This window comes from Neolewinella antarctica, from assembly GCF_011927835.1.
GTDB lineage: Bacteria > Bacteroidota > Bacteroidia > Chitinophagales > Saprospiraceae > Neolewinella > Neolewinella antarctica.
Window position 1 is genome coordinate 170,019 of record NZ_JAATJH010000006.1, and the last position, 26,775, is coordinate 196,793.

At 57.0% G+C, this 26,775-nt stretch carries 20 protein-coding genes; 10 read left to right on the forward strand and 10 right to left on the reverse strand.

Translation table 11 applies throughout. The features are described from left to right. The first annotated feature begins 244 nt into the window (after positions 1-244). The 5 genes from GGR27_RS20485 (at position 245) to GGR27_RS16430 (ending at position 7,050) form a co-directional block, all read left to right on the forward strand. Positions 245-1,090 carry a DMT family transporter gene (locus GGR27_RS20485; RefSeq protein ID WP_320060363.1) on the forward strand — a complete coding sequence of 282 codons (846 nt, stop codon included), beginning with the start codon at positions 245-247 and terminating at the stop codon, positions 1,088-1,090. A 170-nt stretch (positions 1,091-1,260) separates the two neighbouring features. Continuing rightward, positions 1,261-4,176, forward strand: coding sequence for a S8 family serine peptidase (locus tag GGR27_RS16415; protein WP_168039312.1), 2,916 nt, complete (start codon positions 1,261-1,263; stop codon positions 4,174-4,176). Positions 4,177-4,195: 19 nt separating this feature from the next. Next, on the forward strand, positions 4,196-4,570 hold the full coding sequence (locus tag GGR27_RS16420) for a hypothetical protein (RefSeq protein WP_168039314.1): 375 nt from the start codon (positions 4,196-4,198) through the stop codon (positions 4,568-4,570). A 190-nt stretch (positions 4,571-4,760) separates the two neighbouring features. After that, on the forward strand, positions 4,761-6,623 hold the full coding sequence (locus GGR27_RS16425) for a peptide MFS transporter (protein WP_168039316.1): 1,863 nt from the start codon (positions 4,761-4,763) through the stop codon (positions 6,621-6,623). Further along, positions 6,610-7,050 (forward strand): hypothetical protein, encoded by a 441-nt coding sequence (locus GGR27_RS16430; RefSeq protein ID WP_168039318.1) that lies wholly within the window; start codon positions 6,610-6,612, stop codon positions 7,048-7,050. The genes GGR27_RS16425 and GGR27_RS16430 overlap by 14 nt, the downstream gene beginning before the upstream one ends. 228 nt (positions 7,051-7,278) lie before the next feature. Here GGR27_RS16430 and GGR27_RS16435 read toward each other — a convergent pair whose 3' ends face one another. Beyond that, positions 7,279-7,707 carry an SRPBCC domain-containing protein gene (locus GGR27_RS16435; protein ID WP_168039320.1) on the reverse strand — a complete coding sequence of 143 codons (429 nt, stop codon included), beginning with the start codon at positions 7,705-7,707 and terminating at the stop codon, positions 7,279-7,281. A gap of 213 nt (positions 7,708-7,920) precedes the next feature. Continuing rightward, complete coding sequence (locus GGR27_RS16440; protein WP_168039322.1) at positions 7,921-9,750, reverse strand: ABC transporter ATP-binding protein; 1,830 nt, start codon at positions 9,748-9,750, stop codon at positions 7,921-7,923. A gap of 203 nt (positions 9,751-9,953) precedes the next feature. On the opposite strand from GGR27_RS16440, the gene GGR27_RS16445 reads away from it, so the two are divergent. Further along, positions 9,954-10,664, forward strand: coding sequence for a DUF2461 domain-containing protein (locus GGR27_RS16445; protein WP_168039324.1), 711 nt, complete (start codon positions 9,954-9,956; stop codon positions 10,662-10,664). Positions 10,665-10,810: 146 nt separating this feature from the next. On the opposite strand, the gene rny is transcribed toward GGR27_RS16445, so the two are convergent. The 3 genes from rny to GGR27_RS16460 all read right to left on the reverse strand — a co-directional run bounded on the left by rny (position 10,811) and on the right by GGR27_RS16460 (position 13,238). Continuing rightward, complete coding sequence (gene rny / locus GGR27_RS16450) at positions 10,811-12,502, reverse strand: ribonuclease Y (protein WP_168039326.1); 1,692 nt, start codon at positions 12,500-12,502, stop codon at positions 10,811-10,813. A gap of 118 nt (positions 12,503-12,620) precedes the next feature. Then, entirely contained in the window at positions 12,621-12,923 is a 303-nt protein-coding gene (locus GGR27_RS16455; protein ID WP_168039328.1) for a cell division protein ZapA, read from the reverse strand. Between the two features lie 3 nt (positions 12,924-12,926). After that, the gene (locus GGR27_RS16460; protein WP_168039330.1) at positions 12,927-13,238 is read right to left on the reverse strand and encodes a hypothetical protein; all 312 of its coding nucleotides are present in this window, start codon (positions 13,236-13,238) and stop codon (positions 12,927-12,929) included. Between the two features lie 376 nt (positions 13,239-13,614). Between GGR27_RS16460 and GGR27_RS16465 the strand changes: the two genes are divergently transcribed. Both GGR27_RS16465 and GGR27_RS16470 read left to right on the forward strand, forming a co-directional pair. Continuing rightward, positions 13,615-14,184 (forward strand): carbonic anhydrase, encoded by a 570-nt coding sequence (locus GGR27_RS16465; protein WP_245184709.1) that lies wholly within the window; start codon positions 13,615-13,617, stop codon positions 14,182-14,184. A 169-nt stretch (positions 14,185-14,353) separates the two neighbouring features. Continuing rightward, positions 14,354-14,851, forward strand: a complete 498-nt coding sequence (locus GGR27_RS16470) for a hypothetical protein (protein WP_168039332.1) — start codon at positions 14,354-14,356, stop codon at positions 14,849-14,851. A gap of 75 nt (positions 14,852-14,926) precedes the next feature. On the opposite strand, the gene GGR27_RS16475 is transcribed toward GGR27_RS16470, so the two are convergent. Then, positions 14,927-18,538: an AsmA family protein gene (locus GGR27_RS16475; RefSeq protein WP_168039334.1), complete on the reverse strand. Its 3,612-nt coding sequence runs from the start codon at positions 18,536-18,538 to the stop codon at positions 14,927-14,929. A gap of 264 nt (positions 18,539-18,802) precedes the next feature. Here GGR27_RS16475 and GGR27_RS16480 point away from each other — a divergent pair, with 264 nt between their 5' ends. Together GGR27_RS16480 and GGR27_RS16485 are read left to right on the forward strand one after the other, a co-directional pair. Further along, positions 18,803-19,411, forward strand: a complete 609-nt coding sequence (locus GGR27_RS16480; protein WP_168039336.1) for a superoxide dismutase — start codon at positions 18,803-18,805, stop codon at positions 19,409-19,411. 112 nt (positions 19,412-19,523) lie between these two features. Further along, a complete protein-coding gene (locus GGR27_RS16485; RefSeq protein ID WP_168039338.1) occupies positions 19,524-20,501 on the forward strand; it encodes a tocopherol cyclase family protein in 978 nt (325 codons plus the stop codon). Positions 20,502-20,585: 84 nt separating this feature from the next. Here the strand turns inward: GGR27_RS16485 and GGR27_RS16490 are convergent, their stop codons facing one another. The 4 genes from GGR27_RS16490 to GGR27_RS16505 form a co-directional block, all read right to left on the reverse strand. Then, positions 20,586-21,323: a M48 family metallopeptidase gene (locus tag GGR27_RS16490; protein ID WP_168039340.1), complete on the reverse strand. Its 738-nt coding sequence runs from the start codon at positions 21,321-21,323 to the stop codon at positions 20,586-20,588. Positions 21,324-21,329: 6 nt separating this feature from the next. Beyond that, positions 21,330-24,425, reverse strand: coding sequence for a type I restriction endonuclease subunit R (locus tag GGR27_RS16495; protein ID WP_168039342.1), 3,096 nt, complete (start codon positions 24,423-24,425; stop codon positions 21,330-21,332). Between the two features lie 340 nt (positions 24,426-24,765). Then, positions 24,766-25,371, reverse strand: coding sequence for an RloB family protein (locus GGR27_RS16500; RefSeq protein WP_168039344.1), 606 nt, complete (start codon positions 25,369-25,371; stop codon positions 24,766-24,768). Next, positions 25,358-26,710 carry an AAA family ATPase gene (locus GGR27_RS16505; protein ID WP_168039346.1) on the reverse strand — a complete coding sequence of 451 codons (1,353 nt, stop codon included), beginning with the start codon at positions 26,708-26,710 and terminating at the stop codon, positions 25,358-25,360. The genes GGR27_RS16500 and GGR27_RS16505 overlap by 14 nt, the downstream gene beginning before the upstream one ends. Between the last annotated feature and the right edge of the window lie 65 nt (positions 26,711-26,775).

Here is a 26,775-nt window from a genome sequence, read left to right on the forward strand (position 1 = left end):
CTAACGCAGAAGATTTACTGCTAACCTTTCTGTGTTTTTGTCCTTTTCTGTGTCTTTTGTGTTCTCCGCTTTGTCCGGTGGGGTGACCGTACTAAAAAGAGTGGCGTAGCCACGAAGAGCCGTGCGGTAGCTACCCGCCGCAGGCAGCAGCGCAGCTAATCAAATATCAAGAGCACGAAGTACAGCGAAGCTAATCGCATATTGAATACCGCATATCAACAAACAAACCTCCGCCAACGCCCAAATCCACCTAGCCGTCCTCCTCTGGGGCTTCACCGGCATCATGGGCGACTGGATCCAACTCTCCGCCCTCACCCTCGTCTGGTGGCGGGTGCTCATCACGTCCGTAGCCCTCGCGCCGTTCATTCGCCCCCGGGCCTTACTGGCCGATCTCGGCCGCAAGCAACTGCTGATCTTCGCCGGCCTCGGCGTACTCGTCGTGCTCCACTGGGTCACCTTTTACGGGGCAATCAAACTCGCCAACGCCAGCGTCGGGTTGATCTGCCTGGCGACGACGTCGCTCTGGTCCAGCCTCATCGAGCCGTTCGTGATGCGCCGGCCGGTCAACTGGTTCGAAACGTCGGTGGGCCTGCTCATTTTGCCGGGGATTTACCTGATCGCCGACGGCGTCGACCCCGGGATGACGGACGGAATCATCGTCGGGCTGGTCTCGGCAATTCTCGTTTCTTTCTTCACCGTCTACAACAAAAAGTACGTAGAGAAGACCGACCCGCTGCGGATCGTTTTTCTCGAACTGGGGGCGGGTACGCTGTTTCTGACCCTATTTCTGCCCTTTTTCGGTGGGCAGTTTTGGCCGTCGCCGGTGGACTGGATGTGGCTGGTCATCCTGGCGCTGCTCTGTACAATCTTCACCAACTGGCTGTTTCTGCGGGCTTTGCGGGAGCTTTCCGCCTTCGCCGCCAACCTGACCGTCAACCTGGAGGCCGTTTACGGGATTTTGTTGGCTTACTTTTTACTGGACGATGCCAAAGAGTTGGAGCCAACCTTCTACGTGGGGACGGCCGTCATTATCGTGGCCGTTTTTGGCTACGCCATCGCCAAAAGAGTACTGCGCGGGCGGGCCAAATAGCGTTGCCGCCCCGTCAACCCTGCTCTGCTGAATTTTCCCGGCACCCGCGCCCGCGCCCACCCAAATCTACGGCCGGAGGCGAAAGGTGACGTAAAAGCCACCGCTGCGACAACTGAATTAAGCGTTAATACCGTACTTTTAACGGCGTCAACCCTGTTACTAATCGACCAATGCTCCCACGTCTCGTATTCACTAAACTCCTGCTGGCGCTGTGCTTAGTCACCGCTTACGGCCAGTTGATCAACCACCGCCCGGGCGAGTTGATCGTGGAATTGGGCGCGGACGTAGATGCCGAGAAATGGATGAAGGAGCAAGGCAGATTGGGCACCGCCGCCGCCCTCGGTCGATCCACCAACATCTACCTGGTGCGCTTCGACCACGACCTCTATTCCCAGCGCCTGCTGGCCAAAAGATACTGGACCGACGAACGCGTCCGCCTCGTCCAGAATAACCACAACATTGCCCCCCGCCGCGCGCCCAACGACCCGCGCTACGCCGAGCTCTGGCAGTACCTGAACGTCGGCCAGTTCGACAACGGCACCCCCGGCGCGGACATCAACGTCGAGCCGGCCTGGGACGTCACCACCGGCGGCGTGACCGCCAACGGCGATACCATCGTCGTTGCCGTACTCGACGACGGAACCGACCTCGACCACGAAGACCTCGTTGCTAACCTCTGGCGCAACCACGGCGAAATCCCCAACAACGGCGTGGACGACGACCGGAACGGCTACGTCGACGACTACTACGGATACGACACCGACGACGATGACGGCGACCCCGAGGCTACTTCCCCCCACGGCACGCCCGTGGCCGGCATCATCGGCGCGGTCGGCAATAACGACCTGGGCGTGACGGGTGTGAACTGGCAAGTCAAGATCATGACCATCCGCAACGGGCTCGTCAACAACGAAGCTGAGGTACTCCAAGCCTACGGCTACGCCCTCGACGCCCGTCGACTCTACGACGCGACGGACGGAGAAAAGGGTGCCTACGTCGTGGTCACCAACGCCAGCTGGGGCCGTAATTTTGGTGACGTGAACGATAGCCCCGTCTGGTGCTCCCTCTACGATCAACTCGGCGAGGCCGGCATCCTCAACGTCGGCGCGGCCGCTAACCTCAACATCGACGTGGACGAGCGCGGCGACTTGCCCACCAACTGCCCGTCGGAGTACCTAATCGGCGTAACTAATCTGGACGCCAGGGGGGAACGCGTGTCGAATGCCGCCTTTGGTGCGACGTCCGTCGACCTGGGGTCCGCCGGCCAGGAAGTGCTGACGACCGGGTTCGGCAATAATTACCGACGGTTCGGGGGGACTTCTTCCGCCACGCCCCACGTCGCCGGAGCCGCCGCCTTACTGTACGCCGCCCCCTGCGCAGCATTCGGAGAGCTCCTTACCGCGGACCCCGCCGCCGCCGCCCGCTACGTCCGCCAAGTCATCCTGAGCGCGACCCGCGCCAACCCCGAACTGGCCGGTAAAACCGTTACCGGCGGCCAGTTGGACGTCGGCGCCGCGATGAACCTGCTGATGAGCGCCTGCGACGACTGCTTCGCCCCCACCGCCTTCGGCGTCACGCCGGCGGACGATTCGGCGACCGGTCTCGTTGTCAACGTCAACCTTACCGAGCGCATTACCAGTAGTACCCTCCGCTACCGCCTGACCGGCGCGACACAATTCACCACAGTTGCTAACCCTAGCTTCCCCCTCACGCTACCGAACCTGGGCGTTTGCACGAGTTATGACTTTGAGCTCTTTGCCTCCTGCGGGGAGGAAGTTTTACCGGTGCAGTCACTCACGGCGAGTACGGACGGCTGCTGCACGATCCCGGCTGACTTTGCGGTCACGTCCGGCAAAGCACAAAACTTTACCGCCACCTGGACCCCGACGCTCGCTGGTGGTCTGTACCGAATCCGCTTCCGGAAGGTTGGCGACGAAGACTGGCGGACGCGTTCTTCCCGCGGCAGTAACGTCACGATCGCCGGAGGCATCGAGGCCTGCACGGCTTACGAATTTGAATTCCGGACGGAATGCCCGGGAGAAACGACTGAGTATGGCGCGCGCCGAACGACGACCAGCAAGGGATGTGGTGCTTGCCTGGAGGAAGAATATTGCCTCCCGGCCGGCTACACGAACCTGGACGAATGGATCGAGGGGGTCAACATCGCCGGTATTTTTGACAACCAGTCCGGTGCCGATCCACGGGCCTACGGTGACTTCACCGGCCGGGAATCGATCACGCTGGTGCGCGGCGGCGTCTACCCGCTGATCTTGACGCCGGGCATTGTTTCCGCCCGCTCCACCGAAGAATTTCGGGTCTACGTAGACTGGGACCAGGATGGCCAGTTTGCTTCCGAGGAAATTATTGGCGAGGTGACCGCCGCGGATGGGGCCAGCGTCACGTTGAACCTGACCGTCCCCGAAGATGCGCCGACCGTCGCCACCCGAATGCGGGTGATCATGCATTTCCTCAACGTCACCGGAACGGCCTGCTCCGTTGGCCGCACGGGCGAGTACGAAGATTACTGTTTGGACATCCAACCGGCCAGCGGCTGCCCGGCTCCGGAACTACTGGAGGCCGACTACGGCGACGACGGCTCGACGAGCCTCAACTGGCGGGCTTCGCAGTCGGCGGGCAACGATTATCTGTTACGCTACCGCCCCGCGGGCAGTACGAACCCCTTCATAACGAAATCCGTCACCGGCATCACCGCGCAAGTCGACGACCTGAACCTCTGTAACGCCTACGAGATTGAAATCGCCAGCGTTTGCGGTGACGTGCCCGGCGAGTTCCGCGCGTTCGAATTTCTGGACGATTGCACGGATACCGTCGACCGGGAACTAGCGGATGAGGACTGGAACGTTTTTCCCAACCCGGCCACCACGTGGGTTCGGATAGAAGTAGCGCAGCCCCTACAAGCCGACCAGCTTCGGTTGTTTTCCAGCACCGGGCTGACGGTCATGGAGCAGCGTACCCTCGGTTCCTTTGCAGAATTACCGTTGGATAACTTACCTTCCGGGCTTTACCTACTCGAGCTGCGGACGGCCGACGGGCGGCGTGGCGTACGCAGATTAATCATCCGCTAAATTTCTTAGGCAGTAATTTATGTACCGATTTTTCCTCCTCTTTCTGGTCATGATTACCACTGGCCTGGCGCTAAAGTTTTCGCTCCCCTGGTACACTCCGGCGATCGCCGCCGGCTTGCTGGCGGGCGCCCTACCGGTCTGGCGCAGGGCTGGCTTCTACTTTTCTTTCCTCGGGGCTTTGCTGGTGTGGGGCGTCTACGTGGGCTACCTGCACTTCGATTCCGAGGGGCGGCTGAGTGATCGCCTGGCGGTCACCTTTGGGGTAGGGAGTGGCTGGATGCTCGTGCTGATCACCGCGCTGTGGGGGGGGATTACGGCTGGCCTGGGCGGCTGGTTCGGCGCTAGTCTGCGGCGGACGTTGATGGCGGTGCGTGAACGCCCCGGCAAGGTTTGAAGTTTGCTGATCCACAACGCGATTGGTTGGGTACCGAGGGACGCAGGAAAGTACGAACGAACGAAACGATAAGAACCAAGATTTACCGATTAGAAATCACCTCGTTCGGTGACGTAGCCAGCCTATTGTCTAATAATCATCCGCCGGGCGGTGGGAATTTTGTTTCTTTATCCCAGATTAACATCTCACTATGGCCACACGACTCACGACCCTCCCCAACGCGGAGCAGAATATCTTCGGGCAGAAACCCGCCCTTTTCGTTCTCTTCTTTACGGAGATGTGGGAACGGTTTTCTTACTACGGGATGCGGGTTTTGCTGGTGGTCTTCCTGGTGGACATTGCGTTTGGGGAAACACCCTGGTCCCGCGCGGACGCCCTGGCCCTCTACGGTATCTATACCGGCTTCGTCTACTTCACCCCGATGATCGGTGGCATCCTGGCCGATAAGTACCTCGGTTACCGGAACGCGGTCATCTTGGGTGCTTTCATCATGACGCTCGGCCACGCCGCCATGGCGTTTGAAATAGAGTACGCCTTTTACCTCGGTCTGTTGTTGTTGATCATCGGTAACGGCCTGTTCAAGCCGAACATATCCTCTATCGTCGGTCAGCTTTACCAGAACGAACCCGAGCGGAAGGACGGCGCCTACACGATCTTCTACATGGGCATCAACGCCGGTGCCTTTCTCGGCATTCTCCTGTGTAGCTACTACGGCGAGAGCGCGGAGTATGGCTACAGTTATGGTTTCGGCCTGGCGGGTATCTTCATGCTAATTGGCCTCATTCAGTTCTACTTCGCCCAGGGCATCTTTGGCCGGATCGGATTGCCACCGAGCGAAATGGCTGCCTACGACGACGCGAACCCGAACGCCACCACCCAGAGCACCCGCGAAGCCGCCGCCGTCGAACCCGACGGTGCCACGCTCGACGCCCACCTTACGAAAATACAGGACGGCGGAGTGCACGACGAAGCGGGTCACCCCGTTTCCGAGGGAGACGGCCAGGACGGCCCCCGCGCAATCCGTTGGGGAATCATCGGCGCGGTGATTATGGTCGTGATGTACTTCATCGTCCAGTACGTAGCCGGGCCGCAGGATAACGCGCTGCAAGTATTTAGTCGCCACTTCATGCCACCCATTATCATCGGTTCCGTCGTCGGTTTCCTCGGTTGGATTCTTTCCGACACGTCGCTTTACCAAGTGGAACGGGACCGGGTATGGTCGATCATCGTCTTCAGTTTCTTCATCGTTTTTTTCTGGTGGGCCTTCGAGCAGGCCGGCGGGTCGATGACTATTTTCGCGCTCGACTACACGGACCGGACGCTGGACGCCGAAAATGCGGGAACGTTCAAGATTGCGAACTTACTCCTGACGGTTATTCCCGTGATGGTCCTCACTTACGTCCTGTTCAAGCTTTTTGCGATCACGTTCAAAAAGTATTCGTTAGCTAACCTGGTGCTTGGTTTTGCCTTCGTCATCGTCTGGATTCTGGTTGGCATCATGCTCTACGAACAGTTCACGAACGAAAGCCTGGAAGTGCCCGCCGGCTGGTTCCAAATTTTCAATAGCCTGTTCATTATCTGTTTCGCGCCCGCGTTCGCCAAGCTCTGGGAACAGCGCATCAGCTGGCTGAAACGTGGCCCGGTTAAATTCGCGATGGGCCTCATTCTGCTGGGTATTGGTTTTGCCATCCTCGCGCTCGGTGCGGCGGGCATTCCCGACGGGGCGGAAACGGCCAGCGTAAGTATGTTCTGGTTGATCGCCGCTTACCTCTTCCACACGCTGGGCGAGCTCTGTATTTCGCCGGTGGGGCTTAGCTACGTGTCCAAATTGGCGCCCGTCCGCCTGATCGGACTCATGTTTGGCGTCTTTTTCGTCGCCAACTTTGTCGCCAACTTCGCCGGTGGCCTCACGGGTAGCTACATCGAGCCCATTGCCGAGGCGGTCGGCCTCAGTGGGTTCTTCCTGATTTTTGCCATTATCCCCATTGCGGCCGGCATTATTTTCATTGCCATCAGCGGCTGGATGAAAAAGATGATGCATGGCATTGACTAACACGGATTTACGGTCGTTACACCGCATATTTTACGTCCTGCTGGCCGGGCTAGCAGCCTTCGCCGTCGCTACCGCCTTCATGATTACGGTGGAGCGGGATGAGGTGCTTTACCTCCTGGGGCCCCGTCAGGACCTTTACGCGCTTATCGCCTACGCCATCGTGATGATCGCCATGGCGCGGTTTATGGATAAGACGCGGGTGACGAGTGCTAACAACCTACGGCGGCTCGGTGGTGCGGGGGCTTATGCGCATTACCGGACGACGGTGATCGTGCGGCTAGCTTTGCTGGTCGGGGCGGCTTTTATGGTGCTTTCGCTGGCTTTGCTGACTCGGAATTTGAGTTTGTACTGGGTGCTGGTGCCGGTGGTGGGGGCGCTCTGGTTGGCGCGGCCCGGGGTGGGGGAGTTTGGGTTTCGGTATTTGTGATATTGCCTCCGGCGATTTTTGCTGCGCAAGTACTACGTGCTCCAGAAGAAGTTGAAGAGGAAAAAGAGGAGGGGGGAGGAGGTGTGGCGCGGCCCCGATGGCTATCGGGGGTGCCGGGTAAATTCTTGTGAGCAGAGTTAGTGGGGCATTTTTGTTGTAATAACAAACGGGGGTACAAAGGCAGTAAATGACTGTCTTTATACCCCCGTTTCGTCCGTTTTCGCGCGCTTACTTACCTCCCTCCATCTTGGTCACGTAAGCCTTAAAGTTATTCGCAATGCCTTCCCAGCCGTGCGTTTGCTGTTCGTCCGACTGCTTATCCGCCGGGTCGAAGGTGATCGTTACCTCCGTTTCGGAGCCGCCGCCTTTGAAGTCGACCGCCACTTTACGCTTGTCGGTCAGTGTGTAGGCGAGGTGTTCGGGGGAATCGACTTTGTCGTACGTTCCTTCCATGTCGAAGGTCATCGAGCCGTCCTTAGCCGCCATGGTGATGATGAAGTCTCCGCCTACCCGAAGGTCGTTAATGGCCTTAGGGCAGTGCCAGTCTTCGGAGGCGAAGTTCCAATTAATGACGTGCTCGGCTTCGGTGTAGTAGCTCCAGGCTTTTTTTGGAGTGACGGGGACGGTGGTGGTAACGGTTAGTTGCTTGTTTTCCATGGTGGTGGATATTTACGTTGTGATTGATTGAGACCCCAGGTAAAAGACTGGGTACCCTGTGTAAGTCGACTGAGGGCGTAGTGGTTCAGTACGAAGAGCTAAGCTGGGCTAACACTTCATGAGGAAAACAAGGGCCTTTATGGGTGCCACAGTTTATTTTAGTACTGATTCCTCCCGGCGACTCATTACCAAAAGCTTGACTTTCTTACCATCTTACTCGTTAGCCGCCTGCAAAGCCACCAACTTACTATAGGCCCCGCCCCGCCCGAGTAAGCCCAGGTGCGTGCCCCGCTCCACGATCCGCCCCCGGTCGAGCACAATAATCTCGTCCGCGTTCTGGATGGTGGATAGCCGGTGGGCGATGATGAGAGCCGTCCGCCCGGCCATTAGCTTTTGTAGCGCGTCCTGCACGAGGCGTTCCGACTCAGCGTCGAGGGCGGAGGTCGCTTCGTCGAGGATGAGCACGTCCGGATTGCGGAGAATGGCCCGGGCGATGGTGAGGCGTTGGCGCTGGCCGCCACTGAGCTTGTTGCCCCGGTCGCCGATGTTGGTCTGGTAACCGGCCGGGGTGGCGGTGATGAAGTCGTGGGCGTTGGCGACGCGGGCGGCTTCTTCTACCTGGTCGGGGGTAACATTTTCCAGGCCGAAAACGATGTTGTTGTAGATCGTATCGTTAAAGAGTATGGCCTCCTGCGAGACGATGCCGAAGCGGTCGCGGAGGTCTTTGAGGCGGTAGTCGCGCAGGTCGTGCCCGTCGAGCGTGATGCTGCCGGAGGTCGGATCGTAGAAGCGGGGGAGGAGGTCGGCGATCGTGGACTTGCCGCCGCCACTGCCGCCGGCTAGCGCAACAACTTTGCCTTTCGGGAGGTCGAAACTAATATCGTACAGCACTTCCGGGGTATGGTTGGAATACTGAAAACTCACGCTGCGCAGGCTCAGCCCAGTCTCCACGGCATCCCGCGTCCGCGCCCCCTGATTGTCCACGATCGCGTTGGGTAAATCCAGTACTTCCTCCACCCGGTCGAGCGCGCCGAGCCCCTTCTGAATGTTGTACCACGCCTTACTGAGATTTTTGGCCGGGTCGATGACCATATAAAAAGCGAAAATGAAACTGATGAAAGTACTCGCCTCCATCGACCCGCTGAACACCTCGCGCGAACCGTACCAGAGCAACAACGCCACCGTAGCGATACCGAGAAACTCCGTCAGTGGGCTCGACAAATCCCGCCGCCAGAGCAACCGGACCAGCGAGTGCCGGTAACTGTCATTCAACTCCGCAAACCGCCCCGCCTGGTACTTCTCCGCCCCGAAAGATTTGATGATCCGTAAGCCCCCCAAACTCTCCTCCGTCCGGCTGACGATGTCGCCCAGCTTTTCCTGGATGACCGTGCTACTACGCTTCAACTGCTTCCCAACCCCGCCGATGACCACCCCGGTAAAAATCATCAGGCCGAACACGAATACCGTCAGGCTAGGGCTCGTGATGATCATGTACCCCAGCGCGCCGACGATGATGAACGGCTCCCGAAAAATAGCCTCCAGTACGTTCAAAATACTAGACTCCACCTCCTGCACGTCCGACGTGATCCGGCTCAGCAGATTACCCTTCCGCTCCTCCGTAAAGTAGCCCATCGGCAACTGCAAAAGGTGGGCGTAGAGGTGGTTGCGCAGGTCGCGCACGATCCCGCTCCGCACCGGCGACATGAAGAACAGCGCCGCGTACCGGAAGAGATTCTTAAACAAAAAACTCAGCAGAATAAAGCCGCAAACCCAGGCCAGTGCCGTCTCCTTTCCCGCCGTGGCGATGAACTCGCTCATCCAGAAATTCGCCTGCTGGCCGATCGACTCCACGTCGAAAATGCTCACCTCCGCCGGCGCTTCCGTGACGGGCTCCACTTGTTCGAACAGCAACTCCAAAAACGGCTGAAACAAGGGAATGGCCACCACCGTAAAAATCGCCGTCAACACATTGCTGACGATCGCCAGCGTGACGAGGCCGCGGTAGTTGGCCAGGTAGCCCAGTAGGCGGCGGAATGAATTCATGGTGGCAAAGATAAACACGATGTGTTGCGTGCTGTTTTAGTGGCCTCCGGTGTTTTCCGGAAGAAGGAGAAGAAGAAAAAGGAGAGGAAGAAGTTGCTCCCTGATCACACTCTTCCCTTCTTTTTCCCTCCTATACCTCTTCCTCATCTTCCGGAGCACGTAGTACTTACGCAGTAAAAACCGCCGGAGGCAAAACCCCACCCATGCCAAAAATCAAAAAATCAACCCTAACCTTCCTGAAAAAGCTAGCCAAAAACAACGACCGCGACTGGTTCGCCGAAAACAAACCCAAGTACCAGGCCGCCCTCGACAACATGATCGACTTCTCCACCGCCCTCCTGGAAAAGCTATCCCAACACGACCAACTAGAAGAGCAAACCGGCAAAAAAGTCCTCCACCGCATCTACCGCGACGTCCGCTTTAGCAAAGACAAACGTCCCTACAAACGTAACTTCTCCGGTAGTTTTACGCGGGATGGGAAACTGCGCCGGGGTGGTTACTACTTTCACGTTGTCCCTCAAGGTCTTCACCAAGAAACGTTCATCCAAGCCAGCTGCGCCGGCGGCGGTTTCTACAACCCGGAGCGCGAAGACCTCAAGCGCATCCGCGAAGAACTGGCCGTGGATGAATCGGAATTCCGGGCCATCGTCACCGACAAAGATTTTGTCCGTGTCTTCGGTGAGATGCAAGGAGACAAGCTCAAGACCTCACCAAGGGGCTACCCAAAGGACCATCCGCACATCGAACTACTCCGCTACAAGAATTTCTACGCCATGCGCCGCTTTACGGACGCCGAAGTGCTGTCGGACGACTACGTCGATCTGAACCTAGAAGCGTTGCTGACGATTCGACCGTTCTTCGATTACTTTACGGATGTGCTTACTACTGATGGGAATGGGGAATTAGTAGTTTAGTATGGTAGTACAGTAGTATGATAGTGCTACCGCACGGCTCTGTCTTACCTGCGGTACTCCACTAGGTAGCAGCACGAGCGAAGCGAGCATTGCCTCGCGGTAGCACTACCATACTACCAGACTAAACTACTACCATACTAAGAGCGCTAGCGCGCAAAATTAACCGCCCGCTTCTCCCGAATAACCATCACCTTAATCTGCCCCGGATACTGCATACTCTCCTGAATCTCCTGGCTAATCTTAAAGCTCAACTCCTCCGCGTGTTGATCCGAAACCTCGTCGGCCTCCACCATCACCCGTAGCTCGCGACCGGCCTGCATGGCGAAGGCGGAAGCGACGCCGGGGTTCTTGACGGCGATCTCTTCGAGCTCTTTAATCCGGTTGATGTAACCGTCGAGTACCTCACGGCGAGCGCCGGGTCGGGCACCACTAATGGCATCGCACGCCTGGATGATGTGCGACAGGATGTTGTTCATCTCGATCTCGTCGTGGTGCGCACCGATGGCGTTGATGACCATCGGGTTTTCCTTGTGCTTCTCGGCGATCTGCATGCCGTAGAGCGCGTGGCTGAGTTCCGTGTCCTCGTCGGCGACCTTGCCGATGTCGTGGAGTAAGCCGGCGCGTTTGGCGAGTTTGATGTTCTTCTTGCTCATGCCCATTTCGGCGGCCATCGTGGCGCAGAGGTGGGCCGTTTCGATGGAGTGGCGCAGGAGGTTTTGCCCGTAAGAACTCCGGAAACGCATCCGGCCTACGTAGCGAACCAAGTCTTGCGGTAAACCATGAATGTCCAGTTCGACGACGGTCTTTTTGCCGATCTCGACGATCTGGTTGTTCATCTCCTTTTTTACCTTATTAACCACTTCCTCCACGCGGGCGGGGTGGATGCGGCCGTCGGTGACGAGGCGCTTGAGCGACAGGCGGGCGATCTCCCGGCGAATGGGGTCGAAACTGGAAATGACGATCGTTTCGGGCGTGTCGTCCACGACGAGTTCACAGCCGGTGGCCGTCTCGATGGCGCGGATGTTGCGCCCTTCGCGGCCGATGATCTGGCCCTTGACGTTGTCGCTGTCGAGCGCGAAGGTGGAAACGGTGTTTTCGATCGTCTCCGCCGCGCCGATGCGTTGAATGGTGTTGATGATGATCTTGCGGGCGTCCTTGGCCGCTTCGGCGTGCGCTTCTTCGAGGAGGTGCCGCTTCAGGTTGAGGGCTTCGTTGGTGGTCTTTTGGCGGACGTCTTCGAGCAAGCGGGCCTTCGCTTCGTCGGCGGTGAGGTTGGAGATGCGCTCCAGTTCGCTGCTGAATTTTTCGTGCTGGGTGTCGAGTTCGTCCTGCTTTTGTTGGGCGGTGGCGATTTCTTCGTCGAGCTTCTTGTTGCGCTGCGTGAGGCGCTGCTCTTCCTGGAGAAGGGATTTTTGCTGCTTGTTGATCTCGTCGCGTTCGGTATTAAAACCGGCGCGTTCGGCCTTCATCGACTCGGCTTCCTCGCGAAGCGACTGCCGCTTCTCCTTTAGCTCGACGAGTTCTTCGGCTTTCTCTTGCTTGAATTCATCCTTGAAGCGTTGGAATTTGTCCCGGCTTTCCTTGATCTTTTCTTTCTTGAAAACTTCCTGCTTGTCCTTGAATTCGGAAAAAGTCTTCTCCGCTTTCAGCTCGGCGGCGGCGATTGTCTTCTCGGATTTCAGCTTAGCTTCGGCGATCATGCTTTCCGCCTGGGCCTTGGTGGTGGTGTCCTTGGTTTGACCGTCTGCAACCAGGGCTTTGCGCTGGCCGGCGGAGACGAAGTACACCACAATCGCGCCGATAACCAGGCCGATGATGAGTGGTAGGATAAATTCCATGGGGATTATCTGTTCTGGAGGTAAGTAAATACGGAAGCCGTCTAGCTTAGTATTACTTGACCTGGCCCGGAACTCCTTGAACCTTGGTGCGGGAAGATGGCCCGCGGGGCGCCGCGCGCTACAGCATGCCTTCCACCAACTCGTTGAGGGTCGTCAACCGATCGGTCAGTTCGCTTCCTTGCCCACCGTCACTGTTGTTGCGGGCGGTGCGCAGTTCGTCGGCGTAGGTAAGCAGGGTCATCACGAGGCAGTCCGTCTGGTCGCGGCCGCTAAACTTGACTTGGTAGTCGTTGAACCGTTCGTTAATCTGGTCGACCATGGCCTTGACGCCCTTTTCTTCGCGCGGTTTGACGCGCAGGGGGTAGGGGCGGCCGGCAATGACCACGATGATTGATTTTAGATCCGAGTTATCGCTTGCCATTATTTAGTTGCGTTGCAGCCAGTCCAGGCAGCGATCGACTTCCTTGAGGCAGAATTCGATCGTTTCCCGGTCCACTGGTTTGGGGGGTGCAGGGGTGGAAGTATCGTCGTCGCTGACGGCTTCTCCCGTACCCACCGGTCCGCGGGCTAGTTTATCTTTCAACGAGGTGACGATGCCGGTTTGGCGGTCGAGCTCTCGCTTTAATTGTTGGTTCTCGGCTACGAGCCGCGTCTGATCCGCCCGTTGGCGGTCCGAAGTTGCTGCTAATTGCCGGAGTTTTATTTCCAGGCCGTCAAGTAAGTCTAACGGTTCCATGTGGTTAAATGAGTGACGTAGAGGTGTTGACCCCGCGGTCGTGAGTGTCAACGCGCAAGGTACGGAATAAGATATTTGGGCGGTAGAAAATTTCTGGCTCTTCTTTTTTGGCTACATCGTGGGCGCGGTCGCCGGTGCCGGGTGAGGACGGATAGGAGCGGGGATCGGGGGGCGGAGGACGAGAATCAGCCTACTTAAATTACGTAAAATGGAAGCTATTGCCTGACCCACGCAAGAAACGATAGCACTTAAACCGTATCTACCGCGCTAAATCTGTTACACTGACGACTTGCCCCGAGCGCTTCGTATCAGCTCGCCAAACTAAACAAAGTACTCGTCGGTAACTTTATTCCAACAAACAATACCCACACCCACCATGATGACCTCCCCCCAAGTATTAGACCGCCTCCAGCAAGGCAACGCGCGTTTCGTCTCCGATAAGCTCGATGGTAAACTACAGAACAGCGACCGCCGCAAAGGTCTTACCACTGGTCAGGAGCCTTACGCCATCGTGCTTTCCTGCGCCGACAGCCGCGTGGTGCCCGAGCTGGCTTTCGATGCCGGCCTCGGCGAGCTTTTCGTGCTCCGCGTAGCCGGTAACGTGGCCAACACGTCCACCATAGCGAGCATCGAATACGCAGTTGCTCACCTCGGCACGCCCACCATTGTCGTCCTCGGCCACGAAGCCTGCGGTGCGGTGACGGCCGCCGTAGCCGGTGGTGATAATGGTTATAACCTCAACCACCTGCTCGCCCACGTTGCACCCGCCATCAGCGCTCTCGGGGACGGTGCGGACATCAACGACGTAGTTCGTAAGAACGCCGAGTTGACCGTCCAGGAACTCAAGTCCCGTTCCAAGATCATCCGCGACGCCGTGGACGCCGGTAAGCTCAACATCGTACCCGCCTACTACAACCTGGGGAGTGGCAAGGTCGATATGCTCTAGGCGCTAACTAACCCAAAACACGAGTGGGGTTCGTTCACGCAGGTGAACGAACCCCTTTTTTTGGTGCCCAGCTGGCGCCAATCAATCTCTCCCTGCTAACTAACTTAAACACTCGGCTATCATCCGCTTTCTCGGCTTGTTCTTCACCTGCATTTTCGTTTCAGTCGCCTTGCCCGCACAATCCGAAGCGGCTTACATCAACGCCCTGGCGAAGCATCTCCACGGCCGCACGGAAGTACCCGTCACCAGCGGCCGCGCCGATATCGTTACCGCTGACTACGCCATTGAGGTAGAGCGGGCCGCCAACTGGAAGCACAGCATCGGTCAGGCGCTATGGTACGGTTTACAGACGAACCGGCGGGCGGGCATCATCCTCATTCTCGGGCAGGAAAATGATTTCACATACTTCCAGCAACTCAACTCCGCACTGAATCACGGCGGACTGTCCGATAAGATCGAAACCTGGGTTTATCCAAACGATTTTCCCGGCGTATCCGTAGGTAACGATGTTCGTACGTATTCCGGTGCAAACGAAGCAACCCGTACGGATTACTGGTTGAGTGCCAACAGCAGCAAACGCCACGGAAAGACGTGCCGGTGGTACGAAACGTCGAAAGGCAGGTACTCTAGCGCAAACGAAGGCACCGCCGCTGGCTGCTGTCACTAAAAAGTGGTGAATCGTTGATCCTGGGTGCTTTGCAAGACTTACGGTAGATCAAAGTATTGCGTACCACAATTACCGCTAGTCTTTTTCTCGGTGCTTACGCTCCGCCCGTATTTTGGCTTTGTGAGCGTTGTATTCTTCTAAAAGCCCCCGCTCTTTGAAGTACTTCTTGCGCAGCAGTCGGAACTTCGTTTTCGACTCACCTGCTTTGTCTTTGGTCATCACTAAGTAGACCTTCCAGCCCGCGCGTGCGTAGCCGGTCTTGGGGGGCGAGTCTCGCAAAATACCCCGCTTGATATTTTTGAATACGGGCACGGACACGAGTAAATCGGGGCCATTTTCCAGGCTGTAGTTGCCCTCCAAAAAGAGATGCAGCGCGGTAGATTGAATCTCCGTCCGGGGGATGGTGATTTCGCCGTCACGCATCTCTAATTGCCCAGCCAGCGGTGCCAGACCCAAGCGCTGAAAACGGTGTGCCATTTTAGCTTTCTCGCCCACCGCAGTTAGCTGTTCCCAATCTTTCAGGACGATGTTTTCCATCCGGTAATTGATCGTCCCCTGCGTGCTGTCGAAGATAATTTGCTGCGTCTTTTCGTCGAGCAGGCTAGTCATGTTGCCGGTCAGGGTCAGGGCACCCTGGACATCACCCGTGTTTTTCAGCTTACCCTGGCTCATCTCGGCGAATTCTCCCAGCAGCAGGTCGAGGTCTACGTTCTCGATCTTCCAGTTGACTTTGAAGGGGGAAGCGTCGAGACGATCGAGCGCGTAGACGGCATCGAGTTCGACGCGGCCCTCGCCGATCGTGAAGCCCGTTTGCTCCAGTACTAGTTCCTTTTCATCCCGCACCCGAATGCCGGTAGCAAGATCGAGCAGGGGATTTTCTGGTGAGAGGAAGAAAGTGTCAATTTGCAAACTGAGGTCCGGCCGGAAGGAGTTGAACACCCCGCTCGTCGCCGAAAGAACACTCTTGAGCTGGTTTTTCGTGGTGTCGACGGCTTCTTCACCGTCACCGATGTTGGTCTGAATGAAGTCCTCCAAATCCGCCAAGCCCAGCGAACCGGCCCGCACGTCCGCCTTCATCCGGAATGGTTCGGGCGCCCGCGTTGAATCCGGAAACATAAAGGTTGCCAGCTGATCCATATAGCCCGTCATGTTGACGGAGCGATTGGTAGAATCAGTCACCAGGGTCAGCGAATAATCAGCGCGTTCGTTGGCAACGTCGACGTTGAACCGGCGAATCGGTATGTACACGTCGGCCGGTCGGTACAGAACGCGGCTGGAGTCGATGGAGAGTCGTAGCGTACTGTTTTTGAGTAGGCTGGGTAAGTCTTCGGGCGTTCCGTCCAGATCCAGGTCGATCGTAAAATTACCCTCCCCGAAGAAGAAGTTTTCGGCGGCGAAAAGCACGTTGACGACTTGTGGGTCACCGTTGAGGTGCACTTTGGTCTGCAACCCGCCCGGCGTATCACTGGGTGCGTAGGTGAGGTTGCCGGCGAAGAGGTTATCGCGGCCGTCGTTAAAGACTAGCTCACCATAATTCGACCCGGCCACGATACCGATGGAATCGGCGATTTTACCGGCGTGATTAAATTCGATGTGCAGATCGGACGGCAGCGTCTCCATACCCTTGGGCAAGGCTAAACCGAAATAGTCGAGCGAAGTACGCAAGCTGTTGACGTTAAGGTGGTCGGCCCGAAAATCGACGACGAAGGGCGTTTCTCCGATCCCACTCATGTTCATCCTGGCGGCAAAATCCATTTCGCTACCCGACCAGTTGAACCTGCTGCGTTCCAGCACGAGCGTATCCTGTTTAAAGTGGAGGCCGGTCGTGAAGTCGGTCAACGTGAAGACGTCGTAGTAGGCGACGGTGTCCATCTTCATGGTGATGTTCGGGTGAAAAGCCTCCTCGATACCCAGTAGGGTTAACTTCATGGCGGCTACCTGCTGAGCGTCGGTTTCTTCGGTAAGTTCTTTCTGGTTGGCCACACCAATCTGGCTATTTCCCTCACTGACCTTTGCACCAGTCCCGTACTTAGTCGGGACGCCCTCATCTTCAAGAACCAACCGGCCATCCTCACCAAAGAGTGCCCGAAAATCCTTCCAGTCGAACCGCCCGGTGTGCAGCGTGACGTCGGAGGTAATGCGTTGGCTCGGCTTCTCGACCAGCAGCGGAACGATGTTGTCGAGCTTGCCCGTCAGGTCGAAGGCGAAACCGGATTTCAAGCGCTGGCTGTTGATCGTAAAGTCGATATCCTGGCCACGTTTGCTGGCCGCGATGGACGCAAAGGGGAAGTTGACGCCGCCGGGGCCGTAGTAAACGGAGGTGTTATAGAAATTGATTTGCCCGTCCGTCGTCTCCACCAAATCTTCGAACGAAAGCAGCGAGGCGTGCACTTCGGCATCCATCGTGAAGCGACCGCGGCGGAAGAAAAACGCATCGTTTTTCAGGTAATCGCTGATGCCCTTAGCGGGGCCGTAGAGGTGCACATTGGAGTGCAAAATCGGGTCCGTCCCCGCAACCGCCATTTTCAGGTGGGGCGTTTCAATCCGGATGCTACCGAGATAAGTGGCTGCAAAATTATCCGCCAGAACGCGAATGTTACGCTTGCTATTCGGGATGCCCCCTTCCTCGACGGTGAGCCGGTTAACGAACGAACCGGTACCGTGCACGTCGAGAAAATCGTACTGCTTGACGCGCAAGCTCTGGCCGGTGAACCGAAAAGCGACGGTGACCTCCGGGTCCACCCCGCTGGTGAGCGGCGTAAGGATGTCGGCCGAAACGGGGAAGCGGCCGCTGGCGTCAAAACGGCCCATCTTTTCCTGGAGCTCCGTACTCAGGATCGCCCGCGCCTCCGCGTAACTGATCGAATCCGTAGCGATGTGGATGTGGCTGGTGTCCGCTTTTTCGGTGCTGATCTCGGCGGAGATCACCAGGTCGTTGTTCCCGATGTTCAGCGTAGCGGGCTCGATGGTCCACAGGTCTTTCCCGAAAGTAACGTTGAGCAGCCCCTTCAGCGGGGAGCCCTGCAGGAACCCTCCCTTATCGGTGTTGAAAGCGAGCGTGGTAAAATCCAGGTCCAGATCGGTGTTCGCGTAGAGGTCGCCGGCCCCGTTGCGGTCGACCGTTGCGGTGACTTTACGGGCGACTACCTCGATGCGCTTCTTCTTCAGGGGGTGAATGAAGTGAATATCGACCCGGTCGAGCTCCACGTTCAGGCCTTCCCAGTCGACGCTGAGGTACGGGTCCTCTTTCGGCTCATCGTCCGCCGCCGTAGTATCGCGCTGCGTAAAGTCACCCAGGTTGAAGCGGCCGGTGGAGTCGCTTTCCAGGTGGAGGGTGCCGTCGATGACGGTAACTTCGTTGATGTGGATGCGGCCCGTCAGCAGGTCTTTGAGGGTGACGCGCGTCTTTAACCGCTGCACGTTGATCAGGGTAGGGTGCTTATCCGTCCCCGTGGTGTCGCGCACGACGAGGCTATCTACCGTTACGCTCACTTCCGGGAAATCTTCCCAAAGCTGCAGGCGAATTTCCCGCACGGCAACGGACATGCCCTTTGTCGACATGAAGTCCTGCAGCAACTTTTCCTGGTTGGACTCCAGGTAATCATCCGCGTACCACGCCACGCCGGCCACGACGATGGCCAGTAAGAGCAGAATGCCCAGGAACCAGTACAGGATTTTTTTTAACATAAAATGAGAGGTGCCGTCGGTCGGGTAGCCCTTTAGAACCGCTGGCAATAGCCTACGGTTCTGTAGCGCTGACGCACGCGACTAGCTTGTGCGACTAAGGTAGTCACTTTTGCCCCCGCGCTGCTTCCGTTTTAGCTTGAATAGCGCCTATCCGCTAGCCGGTAGACCCACCGAGTTCAACATCAGCCCCGGCAAAAGCGTTAGGTAACCGGCACGACAATTGACCGCCACCGCTATTTTTCACCCAAAATATTACTGACACGCATGTTTGAATTACCCAAACTCCCCTACGCCTTTGACGCCCTCGAACCACACATCGACGCGCGCACCATGGAAATCCACCACGGTAAGCACCACGCCGGCTACACCACGAAACTGAACAAAGCCATCGACGGCACCGACCTCGCCGGTAAGGACATCGAAGAGATTTTGAAGGAAGCCGGTCACCACTCTACGGCCGTGCGCAACAACGGCGGTGGCTTCTACAACCACAGCCTGTTCTGGGAAGTGATGAGCCCCGACGGAGGCGGCCACCCCGACCCCGCCGGCAAACTCGGCCACGCGATCACCGAAGACTTCGGTAGCTACGAGCTTTTCAAGGATCAATTCGCCGCCGCCGCCGGTAGCCGCTTCGGTTCCGGTTGGGCCTGGTTGATCGTGGGCGAAAACGGCCACCTCGCCGTCACCTCCACGCCGAACCAAGACAATCCGCTGATGGACGTTGCCGATCAGCCCGGCACGCCGATCCTCGGCCTGGACGTCTGGGAGCACGCCTACTACCTCAACTACCAGAACCGCCGCCCCGATTACGTCAACGCGTTTTTTGACGTGGTGAACTGGGAAGCCGTGGAGAAGCGGTTCACGCAGGCTTAAGTTCGTTCCGGTCCGTTGCGATCGCGAAAACATTACGCAAGTAAGCCTCATTGAGGACTAAAGCAGTCGGTTACGAACGTAGCCGGCTGCTTTTATTTTAGGTAGATCAATTATGTTGCAGCAAAAATTAGCGAGGGTATTCGACGCGCCGCGTTTCCAGGGGTGGGGGCGGGAAAAGTCTTACTTCGAAGGCTGGTACTTTAAGGTCGTCGTCCCCGAGCGGAACCTGGCTTACGCTTTTATTCCCGGCATCAGTTACGACGCCGACGGGGTAGGCCACGCCTTTTTGCAGGTGCTGGACGGCGTGGCGGCAACGTCCACCTACCACGAGTACGACGTGGCGGAATTTCAGCCGGCGCGGGATCGGTTTTTTCTTCGCTTGGGACCACATGAATTCAGTGAAGATCAACTAAAAATCGATTTGCCGGGTCTGCAACTTGATCTCACTTTGCTTCACCCAATCCCCTGGGCATCCAGCGTCCGCGCCCCCGGAATCATGGGCTGGTACGGCTACGTGCCCCGGATGCAGTGCTACCACGGGCTCGTCAGTTTCCACCACGAACTGGCGGGTACGATCACCGTCAACGACCAGAAACACGATGCGGCGGGCGGCGTCGGCTACACGGAAAAAGACTGGGGTAGCGGCTTTCCGGACGCCTGGGTCTGGTGCCAGTCCAATCACCTGAGCGGGACGGATTCTCCGGCGAGTCTGATGGCCAGCGTGGCGAGTATCCCCTGGCTGGGCAGTTCCTTTACTGGCTTCTTAGCGACGTTCTATTTCGAAGGAGAGTTGCATTTATTTACCACTTGGGCGCGGTCGCGGGTGCAATGTCATTTCCATGAAGAGCAAGGCACCGTAACCCTGACGTTCACGAAACCCGGGAAGAAACTGGTCGTTACCGGCACGCCGGCGGAAGGGGGCACGCTCGCCAGCCCGGTCACGGCGGCCGGGATGACGGGGAAAATTAATGAGTCTTTACGGGCGGAACTGGGGGTGGAGTTGTGGTTGGATGGGGCATTGGCGTACCGAGGAACGGCCAGCTGGGCGGGGTTGGAAGTGTCGGCGGGGGCGCGGGGTTTGCTGGCATAACAAAACCCGGGGCACGGATTGTCCGCGGCATGTCCGTACCCCGGGCTATTTAATTTGCCCTTTCGGGGCAGTGATGGGGTAGCATCAACCCACAAGAATCGGAAGACCGGCCGGATCGTCGTTCAGTAAATCTTTGGTGCCCCGCCAGCCCGGCAGGTGCAGGGTGAGTAGCGCCCGAAAAGCCTGGGTGTGGCCCCGTTCCCGCAGGTGCAATAACTCATGGAGGACGATGTACCGCAGGCAGGCCGGGGCGTGGCGGGCGAGCTCCAGGTTAAGCCAGATCCGTTTCGCCGCCACGGTGCAACTGCCCCACTTGGTCGTCATGCGCTTAGTGCGGTACTCGGTAGCCACCAGGCCCGTTTTTTCTTCGAGGTCGCGGCGGATTGGCCCGAGCTTTTCCAGTAATTCCCGGCGGTAAAAATCGTTCAGCGCGCGCTCCCGGCCCGCGCGGTCGGTAGCGGGGCGTAGGTGTAGTTCCAGCCATTCTCCCCGCAGTATCACCCGGTGCGTACCGGCCGTTGCTACCAAGCGAATGCGGTAATGCCGGCCCCACACGTAAGCACTTTCCCCGTCCGTGTACTCGCGGCGGACGGGGCGATCCTGCGCGGCCATTTTTCGCTGCTGGCGGCGGACCCACGCGAGGCGCGAAATGACGAACAGGCGTGTCTTGTCCGCGTCCGTTCCGTGGGGGACGACGACCCGGACCTGCCCCCCCGGCGGGTGTACGCTCAAATGCAGGTGCTTAACCGGCCGCTGGTGAACGGTCAACTCCAGCCCCGCGATGGTGAGCCGTTCCGGCGACGTGATTTCTTGCTTCGCCACGTCCGTCTAGTTCGCTTCGATGATGGCCAGTAGGGCGGCGGCATCGAAAGCCGCGTGGCCGTCCAGCACCCGGGCGATGGCCTTTTCGACGCCCCGCCGCTTCATGGCGTTGTGCCGCCAGCCATCTTTAGCGGCGTAACGGATCTGCGCTTCGGCAGCCAGGGACAGGGCCTCGTCGTGCCCCAGATAATCGTAGATCGCCCGCTGCCGCTGGGACTGCATGCTCGTGGGATAAGCCTGGCGGTCGCCACCGGCCATCTTGCGGGTGAGCTCTTCTATTTGCCGTAAATACTCCGCATAATCGATGGCCTTGCTTTCGCGCAGCTCGATGATCTCCTGGAGCAGGGCGGACATCCGCGAAAAAAAGGCCGGGTTACCGGGCTGCTTTTCTACGATCTCCTGGCGGACGTTGTTCTGGATCGTCTCCGCCACGCTGTCTTCATTGCTCGCGATTTCCTCCGGCAGCTCCTCCACCGCTTCCTTCGCCCCGCGCTCGACGATGAGCTGAATCAGGGAAAGATCATCCAGGTTCGATACTTTGCGGCTCGGCTCGGCCGTGATGTACAAATCGATCAGCCGCCGCATCCCGGCTTCGTAGCGTTTGAGGTCCACGTAGTCGCCGCTACGCAGCTGGGCGCTTTTGCGAAGCTTTTCGAACCACTGGACGCGGGCGGTCAGGTCGGCCTGTCGGGCACGGGAGTAGCCGGCCTCGTCCAGGTCAGACGCCAGTGCGGCGTAGGCACGGCTCAACTCGGCGGTGAGTTTGTAGAGCACCTTGCGGCGCTGTTCCAATTCGGTCACGGTAACCGATTCATCGCCTTCACGGCCGCAGAAGTAATTCAGTTGGAGGTCGAGATCGCGCTTGCCGACCGGCTCCACGGTGGCTTCGCAGGCGTCGAGGGCGTCGTCGAGGCGTTCGCGGCCGCTTGCCACCCTGTCCTTAAGGAGCTCCGCAACGTCGGCGGCGTCGTACTCGGCAAAGGCCTCGGTGGTGTAGTCTTTAATGGATTTCTCCAGGCTCTTGAACAGGTCTTTGTAGTCGACGACGTAACCGTAGTCCTTACCCTCCCCGTCCAGGCGGTTTACGCGGCAGATGGCCTGAAACAGCCCGTGGTCGCGCATGCTCTTGTCGATGTACAGGTAGGTGGCCGATGGCGCGTCGAAGCCCGTCAGTAATTTATCGACGACGATGAGCAGTTTCATTCGCCCGGGTTCCTTGACGAAGGCGTCCTTGGCTTTGCGCTCGAAATCTTCCGGGGAGTCGCCGCCGAGCATCTTCTGGTAGATCTCGTATTTGATCAGCTCTTCGTTGTTGCCCTCGCCGCTGTCCTCCTTCGAGATGCTACCGGCGTAGGGTGTGTAGCTCGTAACGATGGCGCAGTGGCCGGCCATTTCCGTTTGCTGGAACAGCTCGTAATAACGGCAAGCTTCGTAGACCGAGCCGGCTACCAACAGGGCGTTACCCCGGCCGGTTTCCAGGCGGGGCTTATCCATAAAATCGAGGCACACGTCGCTTACGATCTGGTCGAGGCGGCTCTTGCTGCTCAGCACCTTTTGCATCGTCCCCCACTTCTGTTTGATCTGGTGGCGGGCCACGTCGTTGAGGCCCCGCGTCCTGGAATCGAACCACTGGTCGACGCGCTCCTGGCTGCTGATGCGCTGGCTGATGTCGCGGGCTTCGTAGCGAAGGTCGAGCACGACGCCGTCCTCCACGGCCTCGTCAAATTTGTAGGGCCGGCCGATGTAGGGGCCGAAGATCTCGATGCTTTTCTTTTTGTCCTCCGTCTTCAGTGGCGTGCCGGTGAAGCCGATGTAGGTCGCAGCGGGCAGGATGGCTTCCTTCATCGCCTCGTTGAGTTTTCCGGATTGGGTGCGGTGGCATTCGTCGACGAACACAAAGATCTTGCCCTTGGCCCGGAAGCCGGCGGGGAGGCTGGCGCGGACGGATTTCACAAAGTCGTCTTCGCCGCCTTCCCCTTCGGCGCGGTGGCCGAATTTGTGGACGAGCGAGCAGATCAGCGAGGGTTCGTGCTGGTTGAGTAAGGAAATCAGATCCGCCCCACTGCGCGCCCGGCGAATGGGTCGTCCGGCGTCGTTGAACACTCCGACGATCTGCTTGTCCAGCTCGTCGCGGTCGGTGATGACGAGGACGCGCGCGCCGTCGACGTGCTCGACGATCCACTTGGCTAGCCAGACCATCGTGAGGGATTTTCCGGAGCCCTGGGTGTGCCAGATGATGCCGCCGGCGGGTTCCCCTTCTTTGCTCTTCGATTCTTCTTTTTGCACCGGCGGCCGCGCCCCGTTTATGCGCTTAATGGCGGCCTGAATACCGAAGAATTGGTGGGGCCGGCAGATCTTTTTTACACCGGCGTCGAAAAGGATGAAGTGGCGGCAGATCTCGAGGAAGCGGGCGGGGGCGAGAAGGCCGGCCACGTGGCGGCGCAGGAGGTTGGGCTCGGTGGTGGGCGCCTGGTCCTTCCACGTGAGGTAGTATTTTTCGATGGTCTCGGTGGTGCCGTAGCGGAGGCCCTGGCTCTCGTTGGCGGCCATGACGAGCTGCATGGCGTGGAAGAACGGCCGAATGAAACGGTCGGACTGGTTACCGATGTTTTGGCGAATTCCGTCGGCGACACTGACGGGGCAGGACTTGAGCTCGATAACGCCCAGGGCGATGCCGTTGACGTAGAGGACGACGTCGGGCCGCTTGGTGTTTTCGGCGCCGTGGATGGTAACCTCCTCGGCACAATTAAAGGCGTTGAGTTGCGGGTCGCCCCAGTCGATAAAGTGAACGTCGACCTCGTTTTCGGTGGGCGAGGGCTTGACGGGCGCGCCGTAGCGGAGGAGTTGGTACACGGCCTTGTTGGTGGTGTAGAGGTCGCTACTCTGGTCCGTCACGGCCGCGCGCAAGACTTCTACGGCACGGGTCGTAAGGGTAGCGGAGTAGCCGCGCTTAAGAAGGTTTTCGGTCAGGATTGCTTCTTCGACGACGCGATTGGTTCGGTGGGACTGCCAGTTGCCGAGGTAGCGCCAGCCGAGCTCGAGGTTGAGTTGGTTGAGGAGGCGTTTTTGGGTTAGGTGCTCGGGGTCGGTGGGTTGGGGCATTTTTGGTCTGGTGGTCCTGTGGTCTGGCGGCTAATATAATGTGGTTTTTGATAGATGGTTTTTTGCGCGGCCGCGGGTGCGGGGTTTGGTGGGTAGTATTCTATGAAATATAGTTAATTGTCATAGTTGCTTCCGTTGTTCAAGCTGCTCGGCTTTCCATCGTGCGGTTTCGATTTTCTTGCCCAATAGTTCGTAAAGTGAATTACCTAACTGACCTTACGCAACCGGATTATGCCACATAAGCACAAAAACACATAAGAATGAGCAAACGGTACTTCGGCGTAGCCGTACACCGATTTTTGTGCTTTTATGTTTATGTGGCGAAATAGTCTGCGTAACATCAGTTACCTAATCTAAATACTTGAGTGGAGGCAAGTAGAGGTCTATCATCTTCCTCCTGGTAATTTTCCGCGGCCGCATCAATCGCTGACTTTATCATTAGTGGGTGGCGCTGACTGTCAAAACCACCGGGTTTGACTACCTCATTTAAATGATCTTTCCATCCCTGGGCGGTGTGCATTCCGTTGAAATTTTGCCGTTCCGGTGAAAAATGAAAGCATAGCCAAACTTCAAAGCAAACGTTGCTTTGTGCGACATTCATATCATCTCTTTCAATTGTATATGCCCGGAGTTTGTCGATATCATCACCCCAATCATCTGTGTCGATTACGAACCAAATTTCGTTACCCTCCAACAATTGATATTTTGGTGTTTCCCCGTTTGGGCCGGGCCGAATCAGTTGCTCTACTTTAGCTATCATTTCAGTAGGTGAAGTGTTACCTCCACCATCAGGGCTGATAATTTGTAGATTGATGCGGGTATCCATTTCCGAGAAGTAAGAAAAATATTGGTATTCTCTTTTTTCTCCTTCGACTATGAGTAGTATTAACTTCGCATCAGTATCAGGTTGTTTTCTGCCAAATGGCCTTATGCTAGACAGTATCATGCTCGTGCCAGTTTAGGGTGTCTAGTTTGCCAAGAAACGGAATGCCGCCGTAACGCCCATTCAGGTAGCCCTTACGAATGTCGATGGTATTGTGTTCTCTAAATTTATTTAAGGAATATAGATCAGTAGCACCAAACATATCTTTTTCAACAAACCAAATCTCATCTCTTCTTAAAATATCCTGGTCCAGTAAATTACTTTCGTGGGTGGTCATGATTAATTGACCGCGCGTGTGCTCATCCAAGCTAAATTTTTCAAGTAACTTGTGGATAAGGAGTGGATGAAGGCTACGTTCGATCTCGTCGATAAAAAAAACAGTCGGACTACGAGCAACTATATAAAAAGCCGGCAAAAAATCGAGTAGTCGTTGGGTTCCGTCAGATTCCTCAACGGACGAAAAATCCTTAACATTACTTCTGTCTCCTTTCCTTATAACAAGCATTTTTACTACGGGCTTATCGTTTTCCATAACTATACTGACTTCCTGACCGGAACTGGTGTAAGCCGGAAGTATTCCATCTGGATTGGCTTCGAATTTTGCGCGAATCTCGCTTGCTTTGTTAGCATCGTCACGCCCGAAGAACTCATTTAAAGTCAGTTTTTCAATTACTACGTCCGAAATACCAAGATGGCTACTTTTCAGCGTTTCTTTCACGAATTTACCAAAGTCAGGATCCTGATCAATTCGCTGTGCCAATCCTATTGCGTATTGCGAAGGACTTATTAATTGCAAGGTATTGGTAAACCACGTGAAGGCAATTTTAATATTCTTATACTGCGGCCCTTCAAATGCAGCTAACGAAGCCAGTACTGCTTGATTAGCGTGAATTGTGTTCTTCTCGATAAACTGTTTAACCTCCGAGGTCGGCTGCCCTAAGCCATCCAGTGCGGGTAACTCCAATTGATTTTTACCGTTACCTGATGTGCGACGGAAAATTAGCTCATCTTTCCCACCCAGCCCCGATCGGTAGAGTTCCTCGGCCGCTACAATTCCTTCCCTTAATTGTACCGCATACAAAAATGCTCGCTCCCCCACCAAGAATTCCACCCCCAGGGTGATCGGCTCTCCATTGTCCTCATTAAATCGATGGCGTGTATGCGCATACATCACCCAGGATTCCTGGCCGCTCACTAACGCTTTCAGAGTTGCCATCGCTTTAAAAACTGTAGACTTCCCAGCCGCATTAGCCCCGTACAAAACCCCCAGCTTCAACAAATCCACCCCCCCCGCATCCTGCACGTGATGCCGCAGCTTACCCAACTTGTCATTGGGTAGCATATCGAAAGTCCGTTGCTCGGCGATCGACAAAAAGTTTTCTACTACCAGACGAACCAGCATACCGTGAAATTTTCACGCAAGGTAGTACTTTCGTCATCAGTTTCGTACTCATAAACGGATTGCGA

Excerpts from the sequence above, each read along its gene's own strand:
- GGR27_RS16415 (WP_168039312.1), top strand. The coding sequence starts at position 1,261 with ATGCTCCCACGTCTCGTATTCACTAAACTCCTGCTGGCGCTGTGCTTA.
- GGR27_RS16420 (WP_168039314.1), top strand. The coding sequence starts at position 4,196 with ATGTACCGATTTTTCCTCCTCTTTCTGGTCATGATTACCACTGGCCTG.
- GGR27_RS16425 (WP_168039316.1), top strand. The coding sequence starts at position 4,761 with ATGGCCACACGACTCACGACCCTCCCCAACGCGGAGCAGAATATCTTC.
- GGR27_RS16430 (WP_168039318.1), top strand. The coding sequence starts at position 6,610 with ATGGCATTGACTAACACGGATTTACGGTCGTTACACCGCATATTTTAC.
- GGR27_RS16435 (WP_168039320.1), bottom strand. The coding sequence starts at position 7,707 with ATGGAAAACAAGCAACTAACCGTTACCACCACCGTCCCCGTCACTCCA.
- GGR27_RS16440 (WP_168039322.1), bottom strand. The coding sequence starts at position 9,750 with ATGAATTCATTCCGCCGCCTACTGGGCTACCTGGCCAACTACCGCGGC.
- GGR27_RS16445 (WP_168039324.1), top strand. The coding sequence starts at position 9,954 with ATGCCAAAAATCAAAAAATCAACCCTAACCTTCCTGAAAAAGCTAGCC.
- rny (WP_168039326.1), bottom strand. The coding sequence starts at position 12,502 with ATGGAATTTATCCTACCACTCATCATCGGCCTGGTTATCGGCGCGATT.
- GGR27_RS16455 (WP_168039328.1), bottom strand. The coding sequence starts at position 12,923 with ATGGCAAGCGATAACTCGGATCTAAAATCAATCATCGTGGTCATTGCC.
- GGR27_RS16460 (WP_168039330.1), bottom strand. The coding sequence starts at position 13,238 with ATGGAACCGTTAGACTTACTTGACGGCCTGGAAATAAAACTCCGGCAA.
- GGR27_RS16465 (WP_245184709.1), top strand. The coding sequence starts at position 13,615 with ATGATGACCTCCCCCCAAGTATTAGACCGCCTCCAGCAAGGCAACGCG.
- GGR27_RS16475 (WP_168039334.1), bottom strand. The coding sequence starts at position 18,538 with ATGTTAAAAAAAATCCTGTACTGGTTCCTGGGCATTCTGCTCTTACTG.
- GGR27_RS16480 (WP_168039336.1), top strand. The coding sequence starts at position 18,803 with ATGTTTGAATTACCCAAACTCCCCTACGCCTTTGACGCCCTCGAACCA.
- GGR27_RS16485 (WP_168039338.1), top strand. The coding sequence starts at position 19,524 with ATGTTGCAGCAAAAATTAGCGAGGGTATTCGACGCGCCGCGTTTCCAG.
- GGR27_RS16495 (WP_168039342.1), bottom strand. The coding sequence starts at position 24,425 with ATGCCCCAACCCACCGACCCCGAGCACCTAACCCAAAAACGCCTCCTC.
- GGR27_RS16500 (WP_168039344.1), bottom strand. The coding sequence starts at position 25,371 with ATGATACTGTCTAGCATAAGGCCATTTGGCAGAAAACAACCTGATACT.
- GGR27_RS16505 (WP_168039346.1), bottom strand. The coding sequence starts at position 26,710 with ATGCTGGTTCGTCTGGTAGTAGAAAACTTTTTGTCGATCGCCGAGCAA.